The sequence below is a fragment of the Arthrobacter sp. TmtSoilC51 genome, assembly GCF_055388015.1.
On the sequence record NZ_AP035877.1, the window covers coordinates 2,152,962 to 2,175,630 of the forward strand.

Consider the following 22,669-nt stretch of genomic DNA (forward strand, 5'->3'; position numbering starts at 1 on the left):
CCGCGGAATTTCCTTGATAGCGTCGGTCGTGGCGTCTCGCATGATCATCAATAGTGTTCGGTTGCAAACGTCGACAGTTGCATTCGTTGCAACAGTGCACGGTTCATGACGCGCGCCGAAATGTCGCCATACAACTCATAGTTGCTGGACAGGGCCACCAGTCCCCATTCCTTGGCCCTCGGACGCAGTTTGAACCACGGGTCGCCCACGGCAATACCCAGGCGCTTGGCTTCCGGCGACCGTGTAACAGCACAGCCGTCGTTATTGGAGAGAACGATAACCGCTTTGCCCTCCAGCGCGGGATTGAACGCGCGCTCAGCCGAGGCGTAGAAACAGTTCACGTCCACGTGGGCTATCTCCTGCATCCGGCGCATCACCGCGGGCTTAGACATAGTGCAAACACCGTGTCGCAACGCCCCAGATGCTCAGGTCCGAGAGCGCTGGAACCTTGATGTCAGGGAAGTCCGGGTTGTCGGCCTGCAGGACCACACCGTGGGCGGTTATCCTGAGCCTCTTGATGGTCAGCTCGCCATCAAGGACAGCCACGACCACAGAACCGTCCGTGGGCTCCAGCGCGCGGTTCACGATGAGCTCATCGCCGTCACTGATACCGGCCTGCTCCATGGACTGGCCGGTGACCCTGACGATAAACGTGCTGGTCACATCCTTGATGAGGTGCTCGTTCAAATCAATACGGCCATCGAAGTAGTCCTGGGCCGGCGAGGGGAAACCTGCAGCCACCGCAACGGGTGCCAGCAACACCGTCAATACAGAGAGTCCCGCATCTATCACACGGGGGCCAACCATCACGCCCACAACACACCTTTTTTCGAATATATGTTCGATAGTTCAGTGTACTGCCAAGCTCCGACAAAGTAGGCGCTCCACCAAGTTGCAGCCGACTGCATGATGTGCCGGAACGATTCCCGCCATGGTGGGCCTGCGAATAAACACTTGAGTGGATCCCCAATTCCAACCCTGTCAGCCACCGGACGAGGCTCGACTTCACGTTGAGCTCCTCGGCTGCCCGCTCGACTGTAAGTAAGCCGGGCAGTGAGGTTTGATCAGTCACTACGCGCGCCATTCGGGTCAGCCCGGCGGTGCTTCTGGCCTCGTCAACCAAATCTTAAAGTCCGTGGAAACCAGTGCGGTGACATCCTGTCTCCCGTACGATGAACGCGTCTGATCACTCTGGTCTTTGGGGGGAATCTTGAGGTATCCGAAATACCCGCAGCACCATCTGCCACGCGTCTTCGACACTTCGTTCGACTACAAGACGGACACACCCTCAAGGACCAAACCTGACGCTGACAGTGACAGCCAGTTGCTCCGGTGGGACCACGAGCTGCTGTGGACCAAGGAACTGCGCTCCGGCGTCCTTTTCGCGCCAAAGGTGACACCCAGAAAGAGCGAGTACCTCATCTTTACTGACGCCTCCGAGAAGAGGTATTGCTACGGCAGCGACGCCATCACCAGCTCCTACACCGGGAGGTCGCGTCCGGCGCTTCTGGCCAAAGCTATGGCCGACCTGAGCCAGGGCCAGAAATCCCGCTACCTTGACCCTCCGTACACCATCGGAAGTGCAATGATTTGGCCCGTCAGGGCGGGCGAAACCACACTTAACCAGGCGAGGGGATTCGGTCCCTCAGGTCAGCTGATTGGCGATCGCATGGACCTCACCCTTGAGTGCATTCGGCGTCACTACAGCACAGAGGCGGAGGATCCCCCGGCCGGCGCCCTCAAAGACGCCTACAGGGACTTCTTTGCCGTCATCGACGCCTACAAGGACTTCTTCGCACTCTTCGACGGGTTCAAGGAGTTCGTAGAGTTCTTCCACTTTCAAGACCTTGTGACGCCCGACTACAAAGCCGTTCGGTTCTACATGACCTTCGGCAAATTCGAGATTCCCGGGACACCGGCCACAAGAGATGAATACGTGACATACCGGGAGGCCACGCTCCAGTTCATCGCGGGACGGGGGCGTCGGATGGCGGAGTGGGTCACGGAACATCACCCCGAGATTGAGGTTCGTAACCCTTGGATGCGACCCCGCCTTGAGGACAACAACTAAGGGATCAAAAATGAACCGGCATTCAAGGTGGCCGGAGCAGCAGCAGGCGTCGCGGGGGGGTGCAACGCAAGGGCACGCACGCCTTGGGGAGCGCGCTTTGTTGGTGGGTTTGAGGTTAGCCGAACACCTTCGGTGTAGTGATATTGACGGTCCTGCTGGTAAAGGTGAATCCGCCGCTACCGTTGCCTGAATAGAGCCACATCGTACCCTGGTGGTCTCGCGCGATAACATCGCCGTTCCCGTCATAGTCGTAGTCACCCGGTGCGGCCATGAGGTCCATTACGTCCCAGCCCCAGCCAATCTGCGTCCGGGGCTTCCAGCCGCCGCTCCCGTTCCCAGGGTAGAGCCACAGGCCCCCTGCGTTGTCCCGGGCAATCACGTCGCCGAAGCCATCAGCGTTGAAGTCGTGGCCACTGAAGATGGATGTCATGACATTCCATTGCCAGCCAACCTGTATCCGCCCCGGAATCCATCCACCGGTGCCGTCGCCCCTGTACATCCAGAGGGCACCTGTGCTGTCCCGGGCAAGGACGTCGGGGGATCCGTCCCCATCCCAGTCGCCCGGTGAAGTAAGTGCCGTCATAACGTCCCAGCCCCAGCCGATTTGCCCCGAATAATCTCTGTTGGCGTATCCGTCGCCCCATCCACCGCGAACATGCAACCCACCATCGCTGTTTCGATACATCCAGTCAGCAGCGCCGTCCCCGTTCCAGTCTCCCGGGGTGAGTAAGGCATCAACCTCCGTACCGACGCCGCGACCAGCCGTAAGTGGTTGGCTTTCCCAATTGGGCTTGCCTTCATAGAAGATCATCATCCCGTCGTCCCGGGCAGCAAGGAGATCGGCGTAGACTTCGCCGTAATCCCACCAAATCTGGACGTAGTTATGCCACGAATCGTCCTGGGCCTTCGCAGGGGCAGCAAGGGCCAAAGCGGTAACGATCATCGCGAAAATAGCGGCAGCAGGTCGGCTTAAGCGACGCATTTGATCCCCCAATAGTGTTACCTCGTGACCATGGCGTTCATGACCTTACTCGGCTGAACCCATAGCGACAACGGATCAGCATCAATGCACCGCGAAATTTCATCGAAATTGGCGGCGCACCCCAGAGTCCCTGTTCGCCCATCACACTGACACATTTGACGGCGCGGCACACAGCGAAGCTTCCGAACCCTGGATATTCCTCAAAGAGCTCAAATGCGTTCCCGAAAGTGGTCCGCCGGCCGAATCGCAGGCGTGCATCACCTCGGAAATCAGCGTGCGGATGTCATCGGCGACATACTCCCGGGATCCCTGTAAGTATCAGTCATCGTGTCAGGACTCGGCACTTCTGTAGGCGTCGATGACATGGTGTTGCACGCGGCCACGGAGGGCGACCTGGTAACCGTTGGAGTTGGCCCATTCGCGGATCTTCGTGAGTTCCTCGCGATTTGTCGCGCGGGGGGCCTGCTGACTGCGTCGGCTGGGGGACTTTGTTTTCCGGGCGGCGGCTATGAACGGGCCCAGGCCACTTGACAGCTTCTGAAATTTTTCCTCAGACAGGTCGATCTCATATAGCACTCCATCAAGGCTGAATTCATGCGGAGCGGCGTATGGTGTTCCGTCAAGATCATCAAGGATCGCAATAACTCGTGTTTGAACCATTACAGAATTATAGGTTCTGATAGCGAGCTTCGTTTTCCGTGCTGTTCAGGACGCAGCGATGTAGGGCTCGAGGCTGGCTTTCGAAGTTGCAAACGCTGTGCACAGGTGGATATATGTGTTTGGATAACTCCGTGCCATTGCTTCCGAACAGCAATGATTCATCGCTGGTTCGCACTACTATTTCTCAGATGCGAAAATATTGCTCATGACCAAGATCATCATTCTCGTAGTGTTCGTGATCTTTGGATACGGACTCGGTTGGTCCGGGCGATTCGGCTTAATTCTCAAGAGTGGTTCCAGGACAGAATGGACTTTACAAACAATCCACCTCGTCGGTATAGCGCTCCTTGCCCTGGTCATGCTCACCTTGCCGCTGTTGACTGCTTTTGAGGGTCTACCAGGAACCGCTTATATATCCGCCGTCGCCCTGCTCGCCTCGTTGGCACTTTTCCCCTTTAAGGTCCAGAGACTCCCATTGGCCATCAGCCCGGCCACTGGAGCGAGGTCGAAGCCCCCTGAGGAGCAGCATCGGGATAGGTGGCCTCATTCCTTGGCGTGGTTTGTTGGTTTCGGTCTTGCCGCTTGGTATTTGGGCACGATCTATGCCCGGCTTGGTTAGCGGTCTGTCAGCAGCAACTTGTATGCGGCAAAGTGTGGGCTCATTGATCCCTACCTTGATTTATCGGCCGACTCTTGGGCATGCTTTCCAGAGGACGGTGTCCCGATGACTGGTATTGGCGCCGTGTCGAAGAAGCGGTATTCCGTGTCCGGAATGCGGATTGTGCCGGCGGCCTCCGCTTTGTCCCGGAGGAAATCATGATCATCGCGGGTAAGTACAACCTGCCCGTGCACGTCGTACTCGACGTCCTTGTATTCTTCGTTGCCGATCCTGCTCGATAGAGCTTCGGGCAGAACGAGGCTTGCCGGATTCTCCAAGAGCCATGTACGGATCTCGGAGTCGAGCCGATTCCATTCGTGTTTAATGCTCATGCCGTGGACGTTCCCTTCTGCCGGTTTTTGCTGGATGGTAGTGAATTCCACTCAGATTACGCCCGCCATTTGGCCGACGATAGAGTTGTGGGGCACTCGCTTCAGAGCTCTCAAGTCCAATTCTCATGCCGCGCCAGCCTGCGGGGAGGCGGCCTCGCGGTGCAACAACGAACGCCAGCACGCCCACCAGCGCACCCACCAGGGACACGGTGGTGGAGATTGCGAAGGCATTAGCAGTGAACTGTTGAAGGCCAAATGAGAAGGGCAACCAAATGACAACCCACTGGAACACATCAACAATGCCGCCCCAGCGCCTTCCGCGCGTTAAGCCCATAAGGGCCACGAGGGAGAGTCCCGCTATTCCAAGGCCGCCAGCCATGCCGATGAAGAACCCGCGTGTTACGTCATTGTCAGGCTCGACTGGGTATGTCTCGATGACCGCCCGGGACCACAAGTACATCCAGATAACCAGACCGAGCCCACAGATGAACATCAGAGAAGTGACGACCCTGGCTACGTAGAGGATCGCAACGGCAAACGACGCCGACCGCGCCTCGCGCCGCTGCCCAGCGGCCTGCCCGCGCTCCCTTTCCCCCATTGGACCAGCCTGCGCGCAATTGATGAAATTGTCACGTCCAGTCAGCGGATTTCATCCCTATCAAAGGGCAAGACCACGTCATGGGGAGGCAGTTCCGGTCTGGCGCGCAGAAAGCGCAGCGAATGCCTGAAAAGCCTGCCCGGACCGGGCGACGTCTGCGGAAACTTAAACAACGAGTGGCTCGAGCAAGGTCAGTCGGACGACACTTTAGTCTTTCGAACGTGTAAATCCATTTTGTTTTACCGATGGCGTCCTGCATATTATTACCTCGGTAGCGGTTCCTGAAATAATGGATTGCGCGCCCCTTCGAAGAGCCCACGCCACGTGCGTGGGTTCTTGCGTTAACAGGACCATGGGGAGTTTTCTGCTAATTGCATACCTGGACGGTTGCATCATCCCCGCCAAGGTAGTTCCACCTCTGCCGGATCCAGTTCGGGCCGGGCACGCAGGAATCGTAGCGGATGCCGGTAGACATTCCCGGACCAGGCGACTTCTGCTGATACTTCTACGACAAGCGGCTCCACGCGGGTAAGACGCACTGCCGTTTTGTCCTTGGTGAACCTGTTCAGCAGACTCTCGTTGATTTCTGAGGGCCATGGATGATCTGCTTGGGCAGGGCGCAGGTACCGTGCCAGCTCACGTGAAGCGCTGGTTGCCAGCACGGTTGAGCGCCCGACGATGCGGAGTTGGCTATTCATATTTAGCCCGGCAACGATGGCCTGCGGCTGGGAAATACTGCCAATGACGGCCCCGCAGACCACGTCAGTAATATCGCGGTGCTTGATTTTCATCCAGGAGCGCACTCCAGGGGTGTACGGCTGAGAGAGGCCCTTGACCATGAGGCCTTCTACACCTGTGGCTGGAAGGTCTTCGAACCACGTGTGGGCAAGCTCAGGATCAGTGGTGCCGGGGGAGAGCTCCAATGGCGGCGTCCAGTCTTTGGCCAGTTCTTCCAGCAGCGCCCGGCGATCTGAGAACGGCACACTGCGGGTGTCCTGCCCGGCCACAGCCAGGACATCGAAGGCAGCGAACGTCGCCGGCAACTGACGGGCCAGAGCGGGTAGTTCTGCCTTGGCGGTGACCATCCTGCGCTGGAGGGCGTCGAAGTCCAGCCGGTTGTTGTTCCAGATGACAGCCTCGCCGTCGACGATGCAGCCCTCTGGAAGCTGTCGCTCTGCGGCCGAGACTAGATCCGGGAAGTATCTGGTGAGCTCCTTGCGCTGTCGGGACCATAGGGCGACCGTTTGATCGACGACGAGCACACATCGGTAGCCGTCGAACTTGGGCTCGTACCAGCTGCCTCCAGGCAGGGCGTTCGGCCCCGGCAGCGTAGGCACGGCCTTGGCCAGTGCAACGCTCAAGGGCCGACGCAGTGACGGTGGAAGAATCCCATGCTGCGGGCTCATGGCACAAGGATAGGATGTCGGATGTCGCCAGCAAACGAGCCTTCAATGTGACTAACGATTGGTCGCGCGAAAGAGGATGCGCCTATCTGGTTGCTGCACCGAGGGTGTTGAAGATTCCTGTCATGGGCTCCGACTACGCGTTGATGGGGTCGGGCGGTGTCGGCATCCTCGTTCAAAGTCCGTGAAGTGTCATCGGAAACCTGGGCGTAGGCTTCGCAGCCCGCTACATTTCGGCAGTTGCTCAGCCGGCCCGCTTTCTGCTTTGGCAGATTCCATCAGCCGGCAATCATCTGGCAACCTTCCAGTCACTGCCTGTGATGTTGATTGTCCATGCATCTATCCCGCCAGCGGAGATGGTATTACTGGAACCTGCCAGAACCACGCCGCCCAGTGGTGCAATAAGGGCGCCGGATTGGGAGCTGTTCGAGCTTCCAATCTTGATGGCCTCGGGGCTGCTGCCTGTAGCAAACGCGATGACCTCTTCATCAAATGGTGTCAGCACCGAGCCCGAGGCAGAGATGCTGATCTTCGTGGCGACCAGCGTCACTTTGCCTTTTACCCCGGTGCCACTGAGCTTGATCTCGTCGGCACAGATCGTTCCGCTAACGAGCGTGCCGCTGCTGCTCTTGCCGTTGATCCACCATGGCCCGTTCTGGGACAGGTCAAGAAGCCCGGCGGCGGTGTAGGTGCAAGTGAAATCAGCGCGCGTAGGCGAATGTGGTGGAGGCGCCGAATTTACCGGGTTGAGTCCTCCGATGGACGTGTTTCCTTTGCCGGTAATGATCTGATTGCAGCGGTACGTGGTTGATCCGTTGATGACGTTGTTTGATCCGCCGATAGCGAGGCTGCCATTGGCGTGAACATCCCCGGTTATCCGGCCGCGGCTGCCGCTCCAGTCGATGCTGGCTGGGGCTGAGCAGGAATCCTTCCTGGTGTACATCGCGTAGACTGCGGCGACAGTGACCCTGACGTTGGCGCACACCTTACTGCCGTCGTCGTCGGCGACGCAGGTGGTGATCACGTACTCACCGGGCGCGCTGTACGTGTGGGCGATAGTGAAGGTCTTGTCGGGGGTTAGCGTTACCTGCTGGAGTCCTGTCCTGTCGCCGTAGTCAACGGTGCTGCTCCATTGGTCGTTCCCGGGGTCGGTGAACGAACCGCTTCCTGACACGGCTTCGCCCTTATTCAGTTGGTTGTCAGGGACCACCAACGTGACTACGGGGCCAACGTTGTTGACTGTAACGCTGGTCTCGGCAGTGCTGGTCGCGCCCGCAGAGTCAGTGACCGTCAGCCGGATCGTGTATTGGCCGTCGTCGACGGCTGTGAATACAGGTCTTGCTGACGTCGAAGGTGAGATGTTGATCGATGGGGCACCTGGCGATGACGCGGCCACTTCCCACCTGTAAGTAAGGGGGTTTCCCTCGGGGTCGGTCGAAGCCGAGCCGTCAAGGTTTACCACGGCGCCTTCGGACACTGTTTGTGGCCCTGGCGCCACCGCCCGCGGGGGTAGGTTGGCCGCAGTTACAGTCACCGTGAAGGAACGGGTATCTGATCCCGCGCTGCTTGTGGCGGTGCAGGTGATTTTGTGGGATCCGACCGGCAGCGTCACCGGCGATACCGCTGTCGTGGTTCCAATCTGACAGACCGTGGTGGGTGCCGGTGTCCCTGTAGCGGTGAATGTGAATGCCACGGACGCGCTCCCGGATCCCGCTGGTGCCTCGGCCACGATGAAATCAGCCGGTGCGGTCAGAACGGGCAGGGACGAGACCGTGACCTGAACTGTGTCCATGGTGGAGAGTGCGCTGTCGTCACCAGTTAGTTGGAGTACGTAGACACCGGGCTCACTGAATGTGGCCGTGGTGGCGGCGGCGGAGGCATTGCCGAACGTCACCGTGCCTGGGCCGCTCAATTTTGACCATGTTGACGCGAGCGTTGATCCTGCAGGTTTGCCGTCATCGCCGACCGTGCCGGTAAGTGAGGCTTGGCTGGGCAGTGTAATCGCGATGTCGTCACCGGCGTTCACAACCGGGGCGCCGTTGGAGGCTACGGCGGAACGAGCGAAGATGAAGGGCACGCCACTCGTCCCGTCCGGCGCCGTGAATACACGGGGATTCACTTTGTCGATGGCCAGTACGTTGAACTCGACCGGCCATTGGCTTATGACCTTGCCGCACGTGTTGCCAGGAGAGCCGGACCATGCGTTCGGATGCAACAACCCGAGTTGACTGTCCGTCAAACCATTGAGCACAGGATGTGTGGCGACAAGATGCACATCATGAGTCAGAGTGCAGGTTGGGTTGGTGACCGCAAAGCCGTCAGGATGGAGTCCGTCTAGGAGCCTGGAGGTGGGAGATTCATCGATGCCTGGGGCAAGCAACGAATCATCAAGCCCCAAGGTCATATACATGCCCGTATCTGACGGCACAGCTGAAGCAAAGCTGATTGCGTTCCGCACCAGCGTCTGAGTCGCCGGATCCGTTGACCTTGACGCGACATTAGCCATGACGACAAGGACGTTGCCGGTCACGGCTGGGCCCCAAGCGTTACGTGAACTAATCAGCGCATCCAGCCGACTGCTGAAATCGCTTCGGAACAGGAAGTCGTCGTCGCCAATGAGTAAGGCTCGATAAGCGGAGAATCCCTCCGTTGTCTTGGCCAACCAGCCGTTCCGCCCGATAACTTCCACGGTTAGTCCCTGGGCAATCGCCTGCTGTACTTCGATTCCCGCACCTGTGCTTGATGGGTCGAAAATCGGGGCAGACAGGACGAGGACGTCGGCCTGAATCAGCGGCCGCCAAACCACGGTGGCAATGTTGGATGTCACGGCGTTCGGAGGAGGATTTGCCCCCACGATTTGGGTTTCTTTTGCAATCAAAGTGTCGATGCCAGAAACCACGCCTGTGTATCGCAGCGCCACGGAACCTGCCGAGTTCGTCGTGCCGGTGACCGGGCCATTGGTCGTTGTAGAAATCCCGTTGTCTGCGCCGTTAGGACCGCTGTTGAGGATGATTGGTACGCCGGGAACGCTCTGGCCGGCTATGTCGACGACCAATGCAGTCAAGGTTGTCTGAGAGCCTGTCGTATTGGTCTGCGTTCCGGGATTCAATGTAATCGTGGCAGTCCGCACGGTCGTGCTGTATTCAGTCGAGGCTCCTTCCTTGTCAGTGACTTTGCCTCGGACGGCGTAAACGACGGGCCCCTGCGCAGGGCAGCTGAAGGACAGGCTGGTATCCGGCGAGACCTGAGGTGCGCCGTAGCCGGCACCGCAATCGAAGGTGAAGGCAATACCTGCGTCACGATCACCTACTGCATCAAATACGTTTTGTAGCGTCAGACGAAGAGTGCCGTTTGGTGATACGAGTCTCGGCACAGTGAACGTGGCTGTTGGTGCCACGTTGACTGGCGTTACAGTTCGCTGCATAACCACCGACTGCTCTTGTGCGTCAACGGCAGTAAGGGTTACCCCGTAAGAAAGACTGTCATTGAATCGGTGCGGGAAGGTCCCACCGGCCGAACTGCTTGCCGTCGGGGTCGAGCCGTCACCCCAGTCCCAAGTGAGCCAGACGATCGCTCCGTTGTCCGGATCCGACGCGGTGGCGCTGAAAGTAGCGATTTGTCCCTCGGTGGGGGTAACCGGAGTGAGGTTGATGGCTGCCGTTGGTGGTGCAAGCACGCGCTGAGCGTGGCTGACGGTGCTGGTGTGGCCGTTGCTATCTGTCACCACAAGAGTGACGTTGTAAGTACCGGGGGCAGCGTACGTGTGTGCGGGATTCTGTTCCGTGCTGGAGGTGCCGTCCCCGAACTGCCATGACCATGCTGTGATCGGACTTGTAGGAGCTGCCGTCCGATCGAGGAAGGTAACCGCGGTCCCGCCCTCTGTCGAGGTCATGATCTTCAGCTGTTGGGTGCCGATCTGCGTGCCGCCACGATTGTTGAGGGGACGGTACTTTATATACTTTGCGGCCACCGGCTGGGGGAGCTGGAAGTCCTGCAGCGTGGCGTTGTCTGCTGCGGTCGCTGTGAGTACTGTCGTGAACGCGGCGTCGTCGGTCGTCGTCGTGGAGACATCGATCGCAAAATCCCTGACACGGACGGTTGAAGAAACTGCGTCTGGCATCAGCCTGACACGGTCGATGAGATATGTGCCTCCGCCAGCGAGTTGCAGGACGGTGTATTGGCCCGTTGTCTGCCCGGTGGCGGTCCGCCAAGGGCTGTCCGTAGGCGAGTAATTGAACATGCTTTGTGGTGAGAACGTAACGTTGGTCGCTTGACTGGAGGTTCTCACAACCGTCGAATCAGCCTCTGCAAGGGCAACGTTTCGGCCACTGCTGGTGGTCTTGAAGGCCGGAGCGATGCCGGGCGTTACGCTGACCCCGGTGATGGCGAATTCGTAAATCTCTTTGCCGAAATCATCCAAGGCATCGCTGGCGATCCTAACCATCGCTGCTTTCGCCCCCAGAGTAGAGGGCTGGAAACGGATCTGAAAAGTACTCGATCCGCCGGCAGGGATGACGTCAGCTGGGGCGACCATCACGACGAAGTCGGCGGCGTTTGCCCCGACGACGTCCACAACGGGGCCCCCGGTCAGATTGAGGTTCATGTCGCCGTAGTTTGCTATGGTGAAGGTCTTCGAGATTGTGGTCCCTGTCTCAACTGTGCCGAGGTCCGTTCCGTCGTGTGCATTGGCAGTCTGACTGCCGTCAACTATGGCGGCTCCATTGCCGAGCACTTCCATCCAGTTGGACTGGAATGAAGATACTGTGCGTTCGGGCACGCTAGCCCCGTGACGCCCATCAACAAATAGAGGCGATTCGCGGAAGTTGTACAACAGTGAAGACCAGTCCTCATGGCCTTCCAGGGTGTCCATCGAAGAGGCGGTGCCAGGGACTACCCGGTTGACGTCCTGGGAGACAACACCGCTGTTTGCCGGATCCCAGTCCACGGCGCCGTTTTCGTTGACTGCGCGCGGGTAGGGTTTTCCAGTAGCGGCATCGCAGAGGTTGGTGGATGTTGTCAGTCCCGGGGGACCTATTATGGCCTGAGAGCTTGTGCTTCCACCTATACCATCAGGATCATTCTCATCGAGAGAATTCTCGTTCAATGCGGGCAGTTCTTGCTCAGAATAGTTTAGCGTCCAGCCGAAATAGCACGTCGCAGGAACTTGCCATGTATAATTCATTACGCTGTGGTAGTTGGGCTTGTAGTTGTAGCGACTATCGACGGAATCCACTTGCGCGCCGCCGTGCTGAAGCCCGAGCGAATGTCCAAGTTCATGCATGAATGTGCCCTCGCGTTCCTTGGACGTACCTCCATGGCGCGTTCGAGTTGCAAATGCTTGGGCGAGAGTGATTTGGAAATCATTCGCGGCCCCTTCTAAACCTTCCGTGAGGCCTGAAATGTCGATGCCCTGCTTGGTGTTGCCGACGACGGCATATCGATGGGTGAGAATTTTTGCGGCCTTAACAGCGGCTGGGTCATTTCGCGCAAAATTGGCGGCTTTGATCACATCAAACTCGATCCAGTCGCTGGTCCAAACCTGATCCAGTAGGTTATTCTGAGAATTGTCAATATGCAGATTGACGCCCTTCAGACCATCGGGATTTAACACCAAATCGGACGGGGCGGCAGCGAAGGAATCCTTGATGCGTGTGTATTGCTCATTAGTAAAGGCCCAAGGGGTCATCGAGTCAACTTCAACAAAAATGTCCTTATGGAATTCGTTTGCGCCGGGAAGTTTGTAGTCTGGTTTTCGGTCACCGTCTCCATCGACTCCGCTCATTTCCCACGTATCGTACAGTGCATCGTTATCTGCGTCGTGGGAAAACTCTGAAGTATTTCCGTTTGAGTCGGTCGCGCTCAGCGTCAGAAACTCGTTGGCAGAAAGAGTTACTCCCGCAAGGTCAAAATCGAAAGACTTCTTGTCCGCTGTGATCGTCGTTGCGTGGTTCGTGGTTGCAACTTTGCCTTCGCCAACTTCCACCTTCAGGCTGTGCCCTGAGGTGATGCTATTGCGGTAAACGTCGATAGTGTAAGTGCCTGCCATGCTGTTGAGGAAGCCCGTCACGTTTGTTCCGGCTCCTCCGGCAAGCGTACGCAGGGTGGATATTTCTGGCGTGTTTTGTTTCCCATTCGGTCCCGCGTCTTGGTCAACCGGGCCACTCGTGTTGGTGGGATCGGGTCTTCCGTCGTTCAAATCTTCGCCGACATCGCCAATGTCTATCCCGAGACCCTCGTTCGTGTGGATTGAGTTGCCTCTCACCGTGTTGCCGGATGAGCTATCACCACGCACGGAAACGCCGGCCCCGATGTTGAACGCGATCTCGTTGGACTCTCCCGGATCAACGCCACCGACTTTGGTATTTCTGGCGTCGATGATGGCGATGCCGTCCCCCGGAGGAGAAGAGGTGAGGTCACTGCCATTGCCGTTGCCGATCTCTAGCGATCCCGGCTCAGTTCCTGGAGCGCCGATTCCGATGTAGTTGCCTGTAATGACTGTGTTGTCAGAACCCATGCCGTCACCGCCAATGCCGACTAAAACTCCATGCATTGCATTGTCTCCGATGACGTTTCGGTCTGAGGAAACTTTTCCGCCCACGATTGTTCCGGGTGAGTCAAAGATGGCCACGCCGTGGCGTCCGTTGCCTCGGTGTTCATTCAGAGCTGTAGTGCCGATGTAGTTTCCGCGGATCGTATTGCTGGCGGCGCCGAATCCGATTTGAACTCCATCAGTGACGTTTCCCGAGATGGTATTTCCTGGGCCAACTGTATTGTTGGATGCCGCCCCGCTGCACTGAGTCGAGTCACTGCTGATGAGAACACCGTGGCCGTCGTTTGGGATTGCCGCAAGCCGGGTGTGGTCAAGACCGATCGCGTTGTTGACTATTGTGTTTTGTTTTGAGGCGGCACAAACGACTTCAATTCCGTTCTTAGCGTTACCCGAGATGATGTTTCCCGTTCCAATAATGGTACTGCCGATTTCATTGCTGGGTGCGTCAAATAGGGCAAGACCCGAAAGGCCGTTTTGGAGGGCAGCGGTTCCGGTCACATCGGTGCCGATCTTGTTGCCCAAGACTTTGTTGTCGTGTGCCTGCGAGAAGGCGATTCCCATGTGAGCATTTCCAGAGATCAGATTGCCGGCAACCCCGGCGCCGCCAATCGTCGTCTTGGAAGCGGCAACCGCGCCGGTTCCAGTGATGAAGCTGACCAGGATGCCATGGTCAGAATTGCCGAAGTTCCGCCCCGTTGCGTCTCTGAGCAGCTTGCCGGACACATCAGTTCCGACATAGTTCCCGAGGATTTGATTGTCAACGGAGCTGCCGTTGCCGACGAAGATACCGACTTTGTCGTTACCTGCGATCAGATTGCATGACCCAGTGCATGGGCCGCCCTCGGTTACACCAACGGTGCCACCAATCAGGTTGTTTGCGGAATCCTGGATCCATACACCTCCGTTGCGATTTGTTGGCGACGCGAGAGTGCCATCTAGATGCGTGCCGATGAAGTTCCCCTCGATAATGCTGCCCCCAGCGCCTCTGATGTCAACCCCAGCCCCCTTGAACCCATTGATCGCTAGCCCTTGGACTTTGCTTTTCCCGCCGGAGATGAATAGTCCGGGGAATATTGCAGTGGCTACGCTAGTGTCGAGTGTCAGCTCGATCAGTGGACGGTCGACGTAGATGCCGCGCGATAATCCATCGATAAACAGCGGCTCATCGATCGGCGGCAGTGCGGTCTTCAAAGCGATCGTGCCGGGTTCTCCGGGTACGAAGACTATGTGGTCAATGTTTCCTGTGTTGTCGTTGGCGCGCGCCGAGGTCATGGCCGCCCGTAGGGACCCAGCCCCGGAGTCGTTCAGGTTGCTGACTTCGAAGGTGGCCCCTGGTGGTAGTGGGTCCTCTGCAGCGAACGCTTGATGGACCGAGGGAAGAAGTGACGACATGACGATCACGAGCGCTGCTCCGGAGGCAACGAAGGATCGCAGGGACTTCCCGGCTGCGCGGTTGGAACGTTGATAGTTTTGCTTACCATTGGACTTGTATCCGCGCATGGTGAGACCCCAATTCATCCGGGGAGACCATGATGGCAATTGGGCTCATTCTGGCCCCGCCGATCGGACCCGTCAAGCATTCGCGCAAACTCGTGGACGGCGTTCTGGTGGCTAGATACATTGCCCCAGTTGAGGACACCTTCGAGAATAAATGGTCGACGACCGGCCCCTCATTGTGCCGACGTCTCTTGACCGCGCCGTATGATCATGCCGATTGGCAAGGGTGCGAGCGATTCCAGCAGGGCATGGGTTGGGTTGCACGCCGCAGGGGATAGGCGGGGCTATTGAAGGGAATAGACGCGGCGAAAAGTCAAGCGTTACACTCAAGAAGTTTCAGATTCTTCGGAAAATAGTCAAATTTCCAGACACCGCTACAACCACAACATAATGACGGTTATGTTGTGGGACAGTGACTTGTGGAGGTGGACGAGCTCGAGAAAATTGACTCGCACAGCGACAAACTCCTCGAATATGGAGGAGACTCCTGCGTTGGAGTCGTCAGCCGACCATTCACGACGTGAGTTTGATCTGAGCTGCGGCCAGCAGGCTTGGTCATGACGTCCACGATCCTCCGGTTGGGGGTGCTCAGCGGAGGGGTGCTCCCTAGACCCATGCATATCGTTTTTCTGCGCCGAGCGGTGCACCCCAGAATTGGGCTCATCGCGGGATCCTAGATTTCTGTTGCTGCTGCGTTACTGCTGGACCCAACCTTGACATGAAGAAAGGCCCTGCTTCCCTTTGTTTGTAAGGGAAGCAGGGCCTTCTCATTGGCGGTGACGGTGGGTCATAACCCATGCGATCAAGTCCTCCGTAGAAAATGGCAGGCGTCATGTCGTTCCCACCCATCACCCCCATGAAGTCGTGAGCCTAATCAGCTCATTCCATTGGAAGACGACTGGATGGAGCACCAGATGGTACTGGCAGCGGTGGATCCTGGGATCACACCAAACGCGAACTTTCCTTTTCTTGAGTCACTCAAGCAGATCGGCGGCGGCATCCTCGTCGGCGCCTTCATCGTCATCGCGATAGTGGCCATTATCGGAGCTGCGATGCTGTTGGCCGGCAAGCTCAGCCAATCGTCGCGGCTTGCCTCAGGTGGCGGAGTAATCCTTCTTTGGACAGGCCCTGTCGCGGCAATTCTCGGCGGTATCAACGGCTACATACTCTGGTCCCAGACGGCCTTTCCGTTGGGCTTCTAGCCGCTTGCGATCATGCCTACTGAGTGTGACCTCAACGGTTGGTGGCCGCCCGGCTGCGGGTTGGTTTCACAAGCCAACGACGGCGTTCAAGGCTCCATCACGTCCATCTTCGCGAACGTTCTTCAGAACATCGCCTCTTGGATGTGGGGCTTCATCACAGGAGCCTTCACCGTCTCGGATGTCGACGACTCCCCATGGGCCGCGATTGGCGGCCTGACGAACTGGTGGGTGATCGTAATGATGACGCCGCTCGTCGTCGTGATGATCCTGCAACTCCTGTCCGGTCTGATTAGCCAGCAACCACGACGACTGCTGAGGGCGCTCGTCGGGGGAGCTGCGGCAGTGCCGCTCGTGGCTGCGGCCGTCTACGTGCTCCGGCAGCTCACCAAGGTCAGCGACGCGGCGTCGGCGGCACTGCTGGAATCAATGGGAACTGATCCTTACGTCGTGTTCATGCGACTCTTCGGCTTCGAACGGGCTCCAGCTGGCTCCGAGCGCGAATGGAACGTCATCTCCCTTGCGCCGGGCAATCAAGGCGGAGCCGTCGGCGGCGCGATAGTGACATCGATGGCAGTCATCGTCGTGTGGATTCTGGCTTTTATCCTCATGTGCTCGATGATCTTTAGGACGTTCGCCCTCGCCGTCCTGGCGGCCGTCGCACCGGTCGCCCTCATGATGATGCCTTGGGAGAAGTCAAAGGGCTGGGCCGGACGGTGGTGCGAAGTCGTCGTCGCGCTCTTGCTGGCGAAACCTCTGGCCGCGACAGTTCTTGCGGCGGCGATCAAACTATTTGCGGATTCGACGTCCTTTGCGGGTTTGGCAGCCGGCACTGTCGGCATGGTTCTTGCCTGCGGAGCACCATTGATGGCGCTGAGGCTGGTGAGCTTCGCGGGTGGCGAGCTCGCAGCAGCGGCTCAAACGGCTGGCGGCGGTCACGTACTTGCTCGCAGCAGCAGCGTTGCCTCCCGGCAGTTCAGCCGACAGCTCGGTGGTCGCATGACGATTGCCTCAATGTTGGGCAGATCGTCACTAGCCCGACCAATTCCTTCAAGTCGCAAGGACATCCCCACGCGCGTGCTGCCACCTTCAGTGCCTCTGCCGCGCGGCCTCACGAGTACGTCGGTACCCGCCTCAGGTGTAAACCCTTCGGCGTCGAACGGAGCAGGCTCTGCCCGCGGAGGCGCCGCCAGACTGGACGACGTGGTGAGCGGAGAGGTCGTAGCCGAGTCGAGTAGGAAATCGTCGCCTGCGACACAGTCGCAGACAGACCGGACCCCGGACGCCGGACCGCCAAAGGCAAACGGGCCGAGGACCGCCCCGCCGCCCGAAGTACGAAGTTCCGGCAGCGCTCTGCCGTCATCCGAATTGCCGCCCATCAGGCCGAAGGCTTCTGAGGGGCACTTCCCTCCGGAGAAACCCTATGACTGAAGATTCCCGGGCCCTTGAGGCCGTTAAGTTTCCCCGCTACGAGCGCCGCGGCATTTTCATGGGGCTGAAGTGGTACCAGCTTGTGTTGCTGGTCGTCGGCATCCTAACGGCGATTATTGCCTCTGCGGCTGGCGGCCCAGTCGGACTTACGACAATGAGTCCCATCTGGCTGCTGTTCGTGCTGATGGGAGTGCTTCAGCACGCTCGCATTCCGTATCCCATCTGGGTCAGCCTCATCACGCTGTTCCTCGTGCGACTGATCCTGGGTCAGACCCGATACCTCGCCCGCCCCGAGAATGCGCTGAAAGCGGGGAGGCTTGCGCTGCCAGGTGGGCTTGGCAGCCTCAAACTCCAGACGACCAGACGTGGAGAGTGCTTCATCGTTGACCCGCAGGGTAAAGAAGCAACGGTCGTCATGCGCTGCACCACCAGGTCCTTCGCTCTCCTCGACGACGATGACAAAGCGTGGGCTGCCCAAGCATGGTCACGTGTCCAGGCCGGGCTCGCCCAACGGTCGGACATAGCAAGAATCGCAGTTCAGGATTACACAGTTCCGTATCCTTCGTCTGCCCTTCAGGACTTCTATAACAACACCATCGTGCACAACGGCGGCAGACCGGGCGGCAATTCGTGGGGTGCATTGGCGTATCAGGACTTGATAGCTGCTGCAGGATCCGCCATGAGTCACGATGTCTTGTTGTCCGTTGTTGTGGATACGGCCAAGTCGAGGAGGCGCATCAAGGAGTCGGGCGGAGGCATAGCCGGACTCGAGCGTGTTCTACGTTTGGAGGTACAGGCGATCACCACATCCCTGGCAACTCATGGAGTGCGCGTGGACGAGTGGCTTTCAGAGTCCCGGCTCCTTGAAGTGTTCAGGGGCTCCTTTGATCCTGAAACGGTCTCCCGAGGGTCGGTGAGGAAGGACAGCGACCCACAGGATGCCCAGCTAAACGGAAAGCGGCGTCTGAGTTCAAGCCCGATGGCCGTAGAGGAGCACTGGACTTATCTCCGCACGGACTCCGGCTTCCACCAGACCTTCTGGGTCGCAGAGTGGCCTCGCCAGAGGGTGTATCCGGGGTTCCTGCACCCGCTGGTCTACGTCGGCGACTTCCGGCACACCGTCACTCAGGTGATACGCGCGGTTCCGACGCTGGAGGCGCTAAGGGACATTCGCTCAGCCCAGGAAGCTCACGAAACCCGTCGGCGCATCAACGCCCGCTTCGACAGACCGAGCACACGCGAGCAACGCGCCGAGGAAGAGGAAGTGTCCCAGCGAGAGGAAGAGATTGTCGCCGGTCACGGGGATGTCCGGCCAACGGCATTCGTCACGATCACTGCTTCATCACTGGAAGACCTTGCCCGGCACCGTCACGAGCTTGAGTCCGCAGCTGCGGGCGCCTTCTTAGAACTACGACTCCTGGCGGGACAGCAGTGGGCCGCGTTCATTGCCGGTGGACTTCCGTTGGGACGTGGACTCCGATGAGCCTCACCAAGCAAGAGGTGACGTATACGCCGTCGGGCACTCGCAGCGAGCAGCGCGAGAAGCGGGGCAAACGCAAGGGCGAGACCCCGCTGAAGAGAAGACTGTTCCAACGCCTCGATAAGGGACCCGAGCCGCAAGCCGACCGCGAGCGCTTGTTCGGTGACTGGGGGAGCCGGGAGACGCAGTCGTTGTGGGGTCCGCATCGGCTGAAACCAGCACCTCACCGCGCATCGACGCTGACCTTCGCCGCGGCCTATCCCTTCATTACCGAATCGGGCCTGGGCCACGAAGGAACCTACATTGGCACTGACGTCTTTGGCTCCGGGGCGTTCTCGTACGATCCCTGGATCCTCTACGACAAAGGAATCATCAGCGGCCCGTCGATCGTCGTCATCGGCACGGTGGGTACGGGTAAGTCCATGTGCGGGAAGTCGTTGGTTGCGCGTTCCATAACCCTCGGTAGGAAGGCCGCCGTTGCGTCCGACCCTAAAGGCGAGTGGGTAGCCGTAGCCAACGCTGTCGGCGGGAAAGTCATCTCCGTTGGTCCGGGCCGGTCGGCTCGGGTGAATCCACTCGACGCAGGGCCCAGGCCCAGCTCTTTGACGGACACTCAGTGGCAGGCCGTGGTGCGGCAGCGTCGCCGGCAACTGCTCGTTGCGCTCGTCTCCCTCATGCGACAAGGCACTCCGCTGCACCCGGTGGAGCACACGGCCCTGGATATGGCGTTGATGGAGACGACTGCTGAGAATTCGACGCCGACGTTGCCCGTGGTGCTGGACCACCTGTTGAACCCGTCTTCTGAAACTCTGGCCCTTGTCGGCAAGGAAGGGGGAACTGCGGTCAGCCACTCGTTGAGGCGGACCGTTTCGGGCGCTTGGAAGGGATGTTCGACGCGCCTTCCACGGTGGCGTTCGACGCAGACGCGCCCATGATGGTGATGGACACGTCAGCGCTGATCGGCGCGTCCGAGCAGGCGTTGTCGCTTGCAGCCGCTTGCAGCGCCACCTGGCTGGAGGCGGCGGTGACGAATCCTGACGGCGGCAAGCGGCTTGTGGTGTACGACGAGGGTTGGCGGATGCTTGCCGATCCGTACATGTTGGCGAAGATGAGCGAGCAATGGAGGCTTGCCCGTACCTATGGGATCGCGAACCTGCTGATCATGCACAAGGTGGCAGACCTCAACGAGATCGGCGACAGCACCAGTGGCCATCGACAGAAAGCGCTCGGCCTGCTGACCGAGGCCGATACACGCATCATCTATCGGCAGAAGCATGACGCCATGCGCCTGACTAAGGAAGCTCTGGGCCTGACTGAGGCGGAGTGCGACCACGTTGAGAATCTTCCTAAAGGTGTTGGCCTCTGGAAGGTGGGGAACCGGTCCTTCATTGTCGCTAACCGAGTGACGACCGACGAACTGGAGGTCTTCGGTACGGACGATCGGATGCATTTGTGAAGACAAGATCCGGCAACTCGACGCCGACGGTCTCGTTCGGCCTTTGGGTGATTGCCTCCTATGTGGCGTTCTGCATACTCGTCCAAGTGGCGGCATCTGCGGTGGCGCCGCCGCAGTGCGGCGGCAGGTCGCCGTCGTACTTCAATCCGACTGCCGGCCTGGGCCTGTTTGCAGGGCGCTCTGATTGGATCTTGCGAAACTGCGCTTTTCGTTTGGAGGCTGTCTGGTGGATCGTGACCTTGGTGCTTGTCTTGGTCGCGGCGCTCGCAGGCGGGGGAGCAGTCGGCTGGCATATGTGGAAGCAATCGGGTGCCTGGCTGCGACAGGACATTCTCAAGCGCGACGGTGTGGCAGGCAGAGCGGAGATAGTCCGCGACTTTGGCGCCCGTGCTGTTCGACGACGAGGGCAGTACACACGTCCGGGACTCAGAAAACCCAGCATTCACGACGTCTCGTGGACGCTCGGGCGCTCGCGGGGAGTGACCATCCACGTGTCGACGGAAGAATCGATGGTTATCCAGGGAGCGCCGAGGTCAGGCAAAGGCTTGTACGTCGTGATCAACGCTATTCTCGACGCCCCTGGCGCGGTGGTGACGACTTCCACCCGCGCGGACAACCTGGTGGTGACAATGCGAGCCCGCAAGTCTGAGGGCCGCCCCGTGACGGTGTTCGATCCGCAGGGAATGTCGGGGCTGCCCTCGACGCTTCGCTGGTCACCGGTCCGCGGGTGCGGTGATCCGGACATTGCTACGCGCAGGGCCTTGGTGATTACCGCGGACACGGAGATGAAGGGCGAGAACGCGGCGTGGCAGAAGCGGTCCCTCATTGTGCTGCAGTGTCTACTACACGCGTCGGCTCTGTCTGGGGAGGGGATTAAGGCATTCCGTCGATGGTCCTCCAGCCCGGTATTGGCCCGGGAGGCGCTGGACGTCCTTGGCCGCCCAGGAGCCGCCCTTGGCTGGCAAGCGGACCTAATGGGGATCCTGGAGGATGACCCCCGGAATACCTCAAACTCGTGGATCGGGGTCTCGGCAGCTGTCGCACCGCTGTCCTCGCCGAGGGATATGGCGGCGCTTGATCCACAGGATGAGGCGCAGGAGTTCGACCCCAAGAGTTTCATCAGGCAGCGAGGGACGCTGTATCTGATGGGGACCCGCTCCGGAGCCGCGGCGGCCGGCCCGTATCTCTCGGCGCTCATTGACGACATTGATAACGCTGCACGCGAGATGGCCTTCGTATCTGCGGGAGGCCGGCTGGATCCACCGTTGTCACTGATTCTGGATGAAATCGCCAACCTGTCGCCGTGGCCAGGCCTTCCAGTTGTGTTGTCTGACGGCGGTGGGATTGGTATCTCAACGCTTGTTGTCCTCCAGTCGCTGTCACAGGCTCGAAGCGGATGGTCCATTGAAGAGGCTGCCACCATCTGGGATTCGGCGATCATCAAGGTGATCTTCGGAGGCGGGTCTGACGAGCGTGATCTGCGCTCGCTGGCAGGACTGTTGGGCGAGCGAAGTCTCGTCCTGAACACCCGATCGTGGTCCTCGCAGGGACGGCAAGACGGAGAGCAGATTCGAGAAAGTCCGGTGATCCGCCTGGACGAGATACGACGGCTTCCTGTTGGTACGGCGCTCATGCTCGGGCGGCGGACTCGTCCCATACTTTTGGACCTCCGTGATTGGCATAAGCGTAAGGATGCCGCTGAGCTGGGGCGTTCGAAGTTGGAGACCGAGCGAGAGCTGGCCGCCGGCCATCTGAGCCGGCAAGAAGTGAACGGCGAGGGTGATTCATGAGCACCCAGGCTGACGATTCTGACTTCGAGGTAGGACGGATACCTGACTTGGATGATGAACTAACCGCGGAACTGTTCCGGTCTTCATTCCAGCCGTCGCCGCGCCAAGTAGGGGTTACCCACCGTTGGCGGGACATGTCATCGGCGCAGGCGGAAGTGGTGTGGCAGAGCCTCTTCGATTGGGTTCGGTGGTTCGTTGCCACGTATCAGCTGACGACGTCGGTAGTACCGGATTGTTGGTGGCGGCACTCGGAGATCGTGGCCGAGTTGTATGCGCTTCAGCGGGCGGAAGCGGCTTCCTTCACGTCAGACGACTCGGGGTTCGGCCCGCTGGCCTTCCACGAGAGGCTGCCACACGGCGTCGAACGTCTCCGAACCCACACACGGACCGCCGGGTGCGTCGGGCTGCAGTGTCATAAGGAGCCAGTACTGAGGCTAATGCCATCCGAGCCGGACTTCGAGGACTGGAAGTTGGGCACCCATCAGGCCCGCAGTTGATTTCGTCATGCAGTTGCCTGGTTCGCTCGACATGAATGGGTGATCCCTGATTGGGCCCGTCTTAG

At 59.1% G+C, this 22,669-nt stretch carries 16 protein-coding genes and 1 pseudogene; 9 read left to right on the plus strand and 8 right to left on the minus strand.

Features of this window, described 5'->3' with window-relative positions; genetic code table 11:
* Positions 1–104: 104 nt before the first annotated feature.
* Positions 105–392, minus strand: a pseudogene (locus ACZ5G6_RS09870) (Y-family DNA polymerase); the annotation flags it as partial.
* Positions 385–816, minus strand: a complete 432-nt coding sequence (locus ACZ5G6_RS09875; RefSeq protein WP_498691095.1) for a LexA family protein — start codon at positions 814–816, stop codon at positions 385–387. The pseudogene ACZ5G6_RS09870 and the gene ACZ5G6_RS09875, both read right to left, overlap by 8 nt.
* 394 nt (positions 817–1,210) lie before the next feature.
* On the opposite strand from ACZ5G6_RS09875, the gene ACZ5G6_RS09880 reads away from it, so the two are divergent.
* A complete protein-coding gene (locus ACZ5G6_RS09880; protein ID WP_498691096.1) occupies positions 1,211–2,071 on the plus strand; it encodes a DUF6994 family protein in 861 nt (286 codons plus the stop codon).
* Between the two features lie 115 nt (positions 2,072–2,186).
* On the opposite strand, the gene ACZ5G6_RS09885 is transcribed toward ACZ5G6_RS09880, so the two are convergent.
* Together ACZ5G6_RS09885 and ACZ5G6_RS09890 are read right to left on the minus strand one after the other, a co-directional pair.
* The gene (locus ACZ5G6_RS09885; RefSeq protein ID WP_498691098.1) at positions 2,187–3,053 is read right to left on the minus strand and encodes an FG-GAP repeat domain-containing protein; all 867 of its coding nucleotides are present in this window, start codon (positions 3,051–3,053) and stop codon (positions 2,187–2,189) included.
* A gap of 330 nt (positions 3,054–3,383) precedes the next feature.
* Positions 3,384–3,713: a histone-like nucleoid-structuring protein Lsr2 gene (locus ACZ5G6_RS09890; protein ID WP_498691100.1), complete on the minus strand. Its 330-nt coding sequence runs from the start codon at positions 3,711–3,713 to the stop codon at positions 3,384–3,386.
* A 205-nt stretch (positions 3,714–3,918) separates the two neighbouring features.
* Between ACZ5G6_RS09890 and ACZ5G6_RS09895 the strand changes: the two genes are divergently transcribed.
* The gene (locus ACZ5G6_RS09895) at positions 3,919–4,332 is read left to right on the plus strand and encodes a hypothetical protein (RefSeq protein WP_498691102.1); all 414 of its coding nucleotides are present in this window, start codon (positions 3,919–3,921) and stop codon (positions 4,330–4,332) included.
* Between the two features lie 50 nt (positions 4,333–4,382).
* On the opposite strand, the gene ACZ5G6_RS09900 is transcribed toward ACZ5G6_RS09895, so the two are convergent.
* The 4 genes from ACZ5G6_RS09900 to ACZ5G6_RS09915 form a co-directional block, all read right to left on the minus strand.
* On the minus strand, positions 4,383–4,703 hold the full coding sequence (locus tag ACZ5G6_RS09900) for a hypothetical protein (RefSeq protein ID WP_498691104.1): 321 nt from the start codon (positions 4,701–4,703) through the stop codon (positions 4,383–4,385).
* Complete coding sequence (locus ACZ5G6_RS09905) at positions 4,693–5,301, minus strand: hypothetical protein (protein WP_498691106.1); 609 nt, start codon at positions 5,299–5,301, stop codon at positions 4,693–4,695. Before ACZ5G6_RS09905 ends, ACZ5G6_RS09900 begins: the two co-directional genes overlap by 11 nt.
* Positions 5,302–5,693: 392 nt before the next feature.
* Entirely contained in the window at positions 5,694–6,707 is a 1,014-nt protein-coding gene (locus ACZ5G6_RS09910; RefSeq protein WP_498691108.1) for an ATP-dependent DNA ligase, read from the minus strand.
* 286 nt (positions 6,708–6,993) lie between these two features.
* Entirely contained in the window at positions 6,994–14,772 is a 7,779-nt protein-coding gene (locus ACZ5G6_RS09915) for a PKD domain-containing protein (protein WP_498691111.1), read from the minus strand.
* A gap of 881 nt (positions 14,773–15,653) precedes the next feature.
* Between ACZ5G6_RS09915 and ACZ5G6_RS09920 the strand changes: the two genes are divergently transcribed.
* The 7 genes from ACZ5G6_RS09920 to ACZ5G6_RS09950 are packed head-to-tail and all read left to right on the plus strand — an operon-like array spanning position 15,654 to position 22,604.
* Positions 15,654–15,953, plus strand: a complete 300-nt coding sequence (locus ACZ5G6_RS09920) for a hypothetical protein (RefSeq protein ID WP_050684098.1) — start codon at positions 15,654–15,656, stop codon at positions 15,951–15,953.
* 12 nt (positions 15,954–15,965) lie between these two features.
* The gene (locus ACZ5G6_RS09925; RefSeq protein ID WP_498691112.1) at positions 15,966–17,381 is read left to right on the plus strand and encodes a type IV secretion system protein; all 1,416 of its coding nucleotides are present in this window, start codon (positions 15,966–15,968) and stop codon (positions 17,379–17,381) included.
* On the plus strand, positions 17,374–18,864 hold the full coding sequence (locus tag ACZ5G6_RS09930; protein WP_498691113.1) for an SCO6880 family protein: 1,491 nt from the start codon (positions 17,374–17,376) through the stop codon (positions 18,862–18,864). Before ACZ5G6_RS09925 ends, ACZ5G6_RS09930 begins: the two co-directional genes overlap by 8 nt.
* A complete protein-coding gene (locus tag ACZ5G6_RS09935; protein WP_498691115.1) occupies positions 18,861–19,796 on the plus strand; it encodes a hypothetical protein in 936 nt (311 codons plus the stop codon). The genes ACZ5G6_RS09930 and ACZ5G6_RS09935 overlap by 4 nt, the downstream gene beginning before the upstream one ends.
* The gene (locus tag ACZ5G6_RS09940; RefSeq protein WP_498691117.1) at positions 19,793–20,317 is read left to right on the plus strand and encodes a hypothetical protein; all 525 of its coding nucleotides are present in this window, start codon (positions 19,793–19,795) and stop codon (positions 20,315–20,317) included. The genes ACZ5G6_RS09935 and ACZ5G6_RS09940 overlap by 4 nt, the downstream gene beginning before the upstream one ends.
* Entirely contained in the window at positions 20,314–22,107 is a 1,794-nt protein-coding gene (locus ACZ5G6_RS09945) for a type IV secretory system conjugative DNA transfer family protein (protein WP_498691119.1), read from the plus strand. Before ACZ5G6_RS09940 ends, ACZ5G6_RS09945 begins: the two co-directional genes overlap by 4 nt.
* The gene (locus ACZ5G6_RS09950; RefSeq protein ID WP_498691122.1) at positions 22,104–22,604 is read left to right on the plus strand and encodes a hypothetical protein; all 501 of its coding nucleotides are present in this window, start codon (positions 22,104–22,106) and stop codon (positions 22,602–22,604) included. Before ACZ5G6_RS09945 ends, ACZ5G6_RS09950 begins: the two co-directional genes overlap by 4 nt.
* Positions 22,605–22,669 lie beyond the last annotated feature (65 nt).

Coding starts and splice junctions, on each gene's coding strand:
- ACZ5G6_RS09935 (WP_498691115.1), top strand. CDS start 18,861: ATGAGCCTCACCAAGCAAGAGGTGACGTATACGCCGTCGGGCACTCGC.
- ACZ5G6_RS09925 (WP_498691112.1), top strand. CDS start 15,966: ATGCCTACTGAGTGTGACCTCAACGGTTGGTGGCCGCCCGGCTGCGGG.
- ACZ5G6_RS09890 (WP_498691100.1), bottom strand. CDS start 3,713: ATGGTTCAAACACGAGTTATTGCGATCCTTGATGATCTTGACGGAACA.
- ACZ5G6_RS09940 (WP_498691117.1), top strand. CDS start 19,793: ATGATGGTGATGGACACGTCAGCGCTGATCGGCGCGTCCGAGCAGGCG.
- ACZ5G6_RS09895 (WP_498691102.1), top strand. CDS start 3,919: ATGACCAAGATCATCATTCTCGTAGTGTTCGTGATCTTTGGATACGGA.
- ACZ5G6_RS09915 (WP_498691111.1), bottom strand. CDS start 14,772: ATGAATTGGGGTCTCACCATGCGCGGATACAAGTCCAATGGTAAGCAA.
- ACZ5G6_RS09930 (WP_498691113.1), top strand. CDS start 17,374: ATGACTGAAGATTCCCGGGCCCTTGAGGCCGTTAAGTTTCCCCGCTAC.
- ACZ5G6_RS09910 (WP_498691108.1), bottom strand. CDS start 6,707: ATGAGCCCGCAGCATGGGATTCTTCCACCGTCACTGCGTCGGCCCTTG.
- ACZ5G6_RS09885 (WP_498691098.1), bottom strand. CDS start 3,053: ATGCGTCGCTTAAGCCGACCTGCTGCCGCTATTTTCGCGATGATCGTT.
- ACZ5G6_RS09950 (WP_498691122.1), top strand. CDS start 22,104: ATGAGCACCCAGGCTGACGATTCTGACTTCGAGGTAGGACGGATACCT.
- ACZ5G6_RS09900 (WP_498691104.1), bottom strand. CDS start 4,703: ATGAGCATTAAACACGAATGGAATCGGCTCGACTCCGAGATCCGTACA.
- ACZ5G6_RS09920 (WP_050684098.1), top strand. CDS start 15,654: ATGGAGCACCAGATGGTACTGGCAGCGGTGGATCCTGGGATCACACCA.
- ACZ5G6_RS09905 (WP_498691106.1), bottom strand. CDS start 5,301: ATGGGGGAAAGGGAGCGCGGGCAGGCCGCTGGGCAGCGGCGCGAGGCG.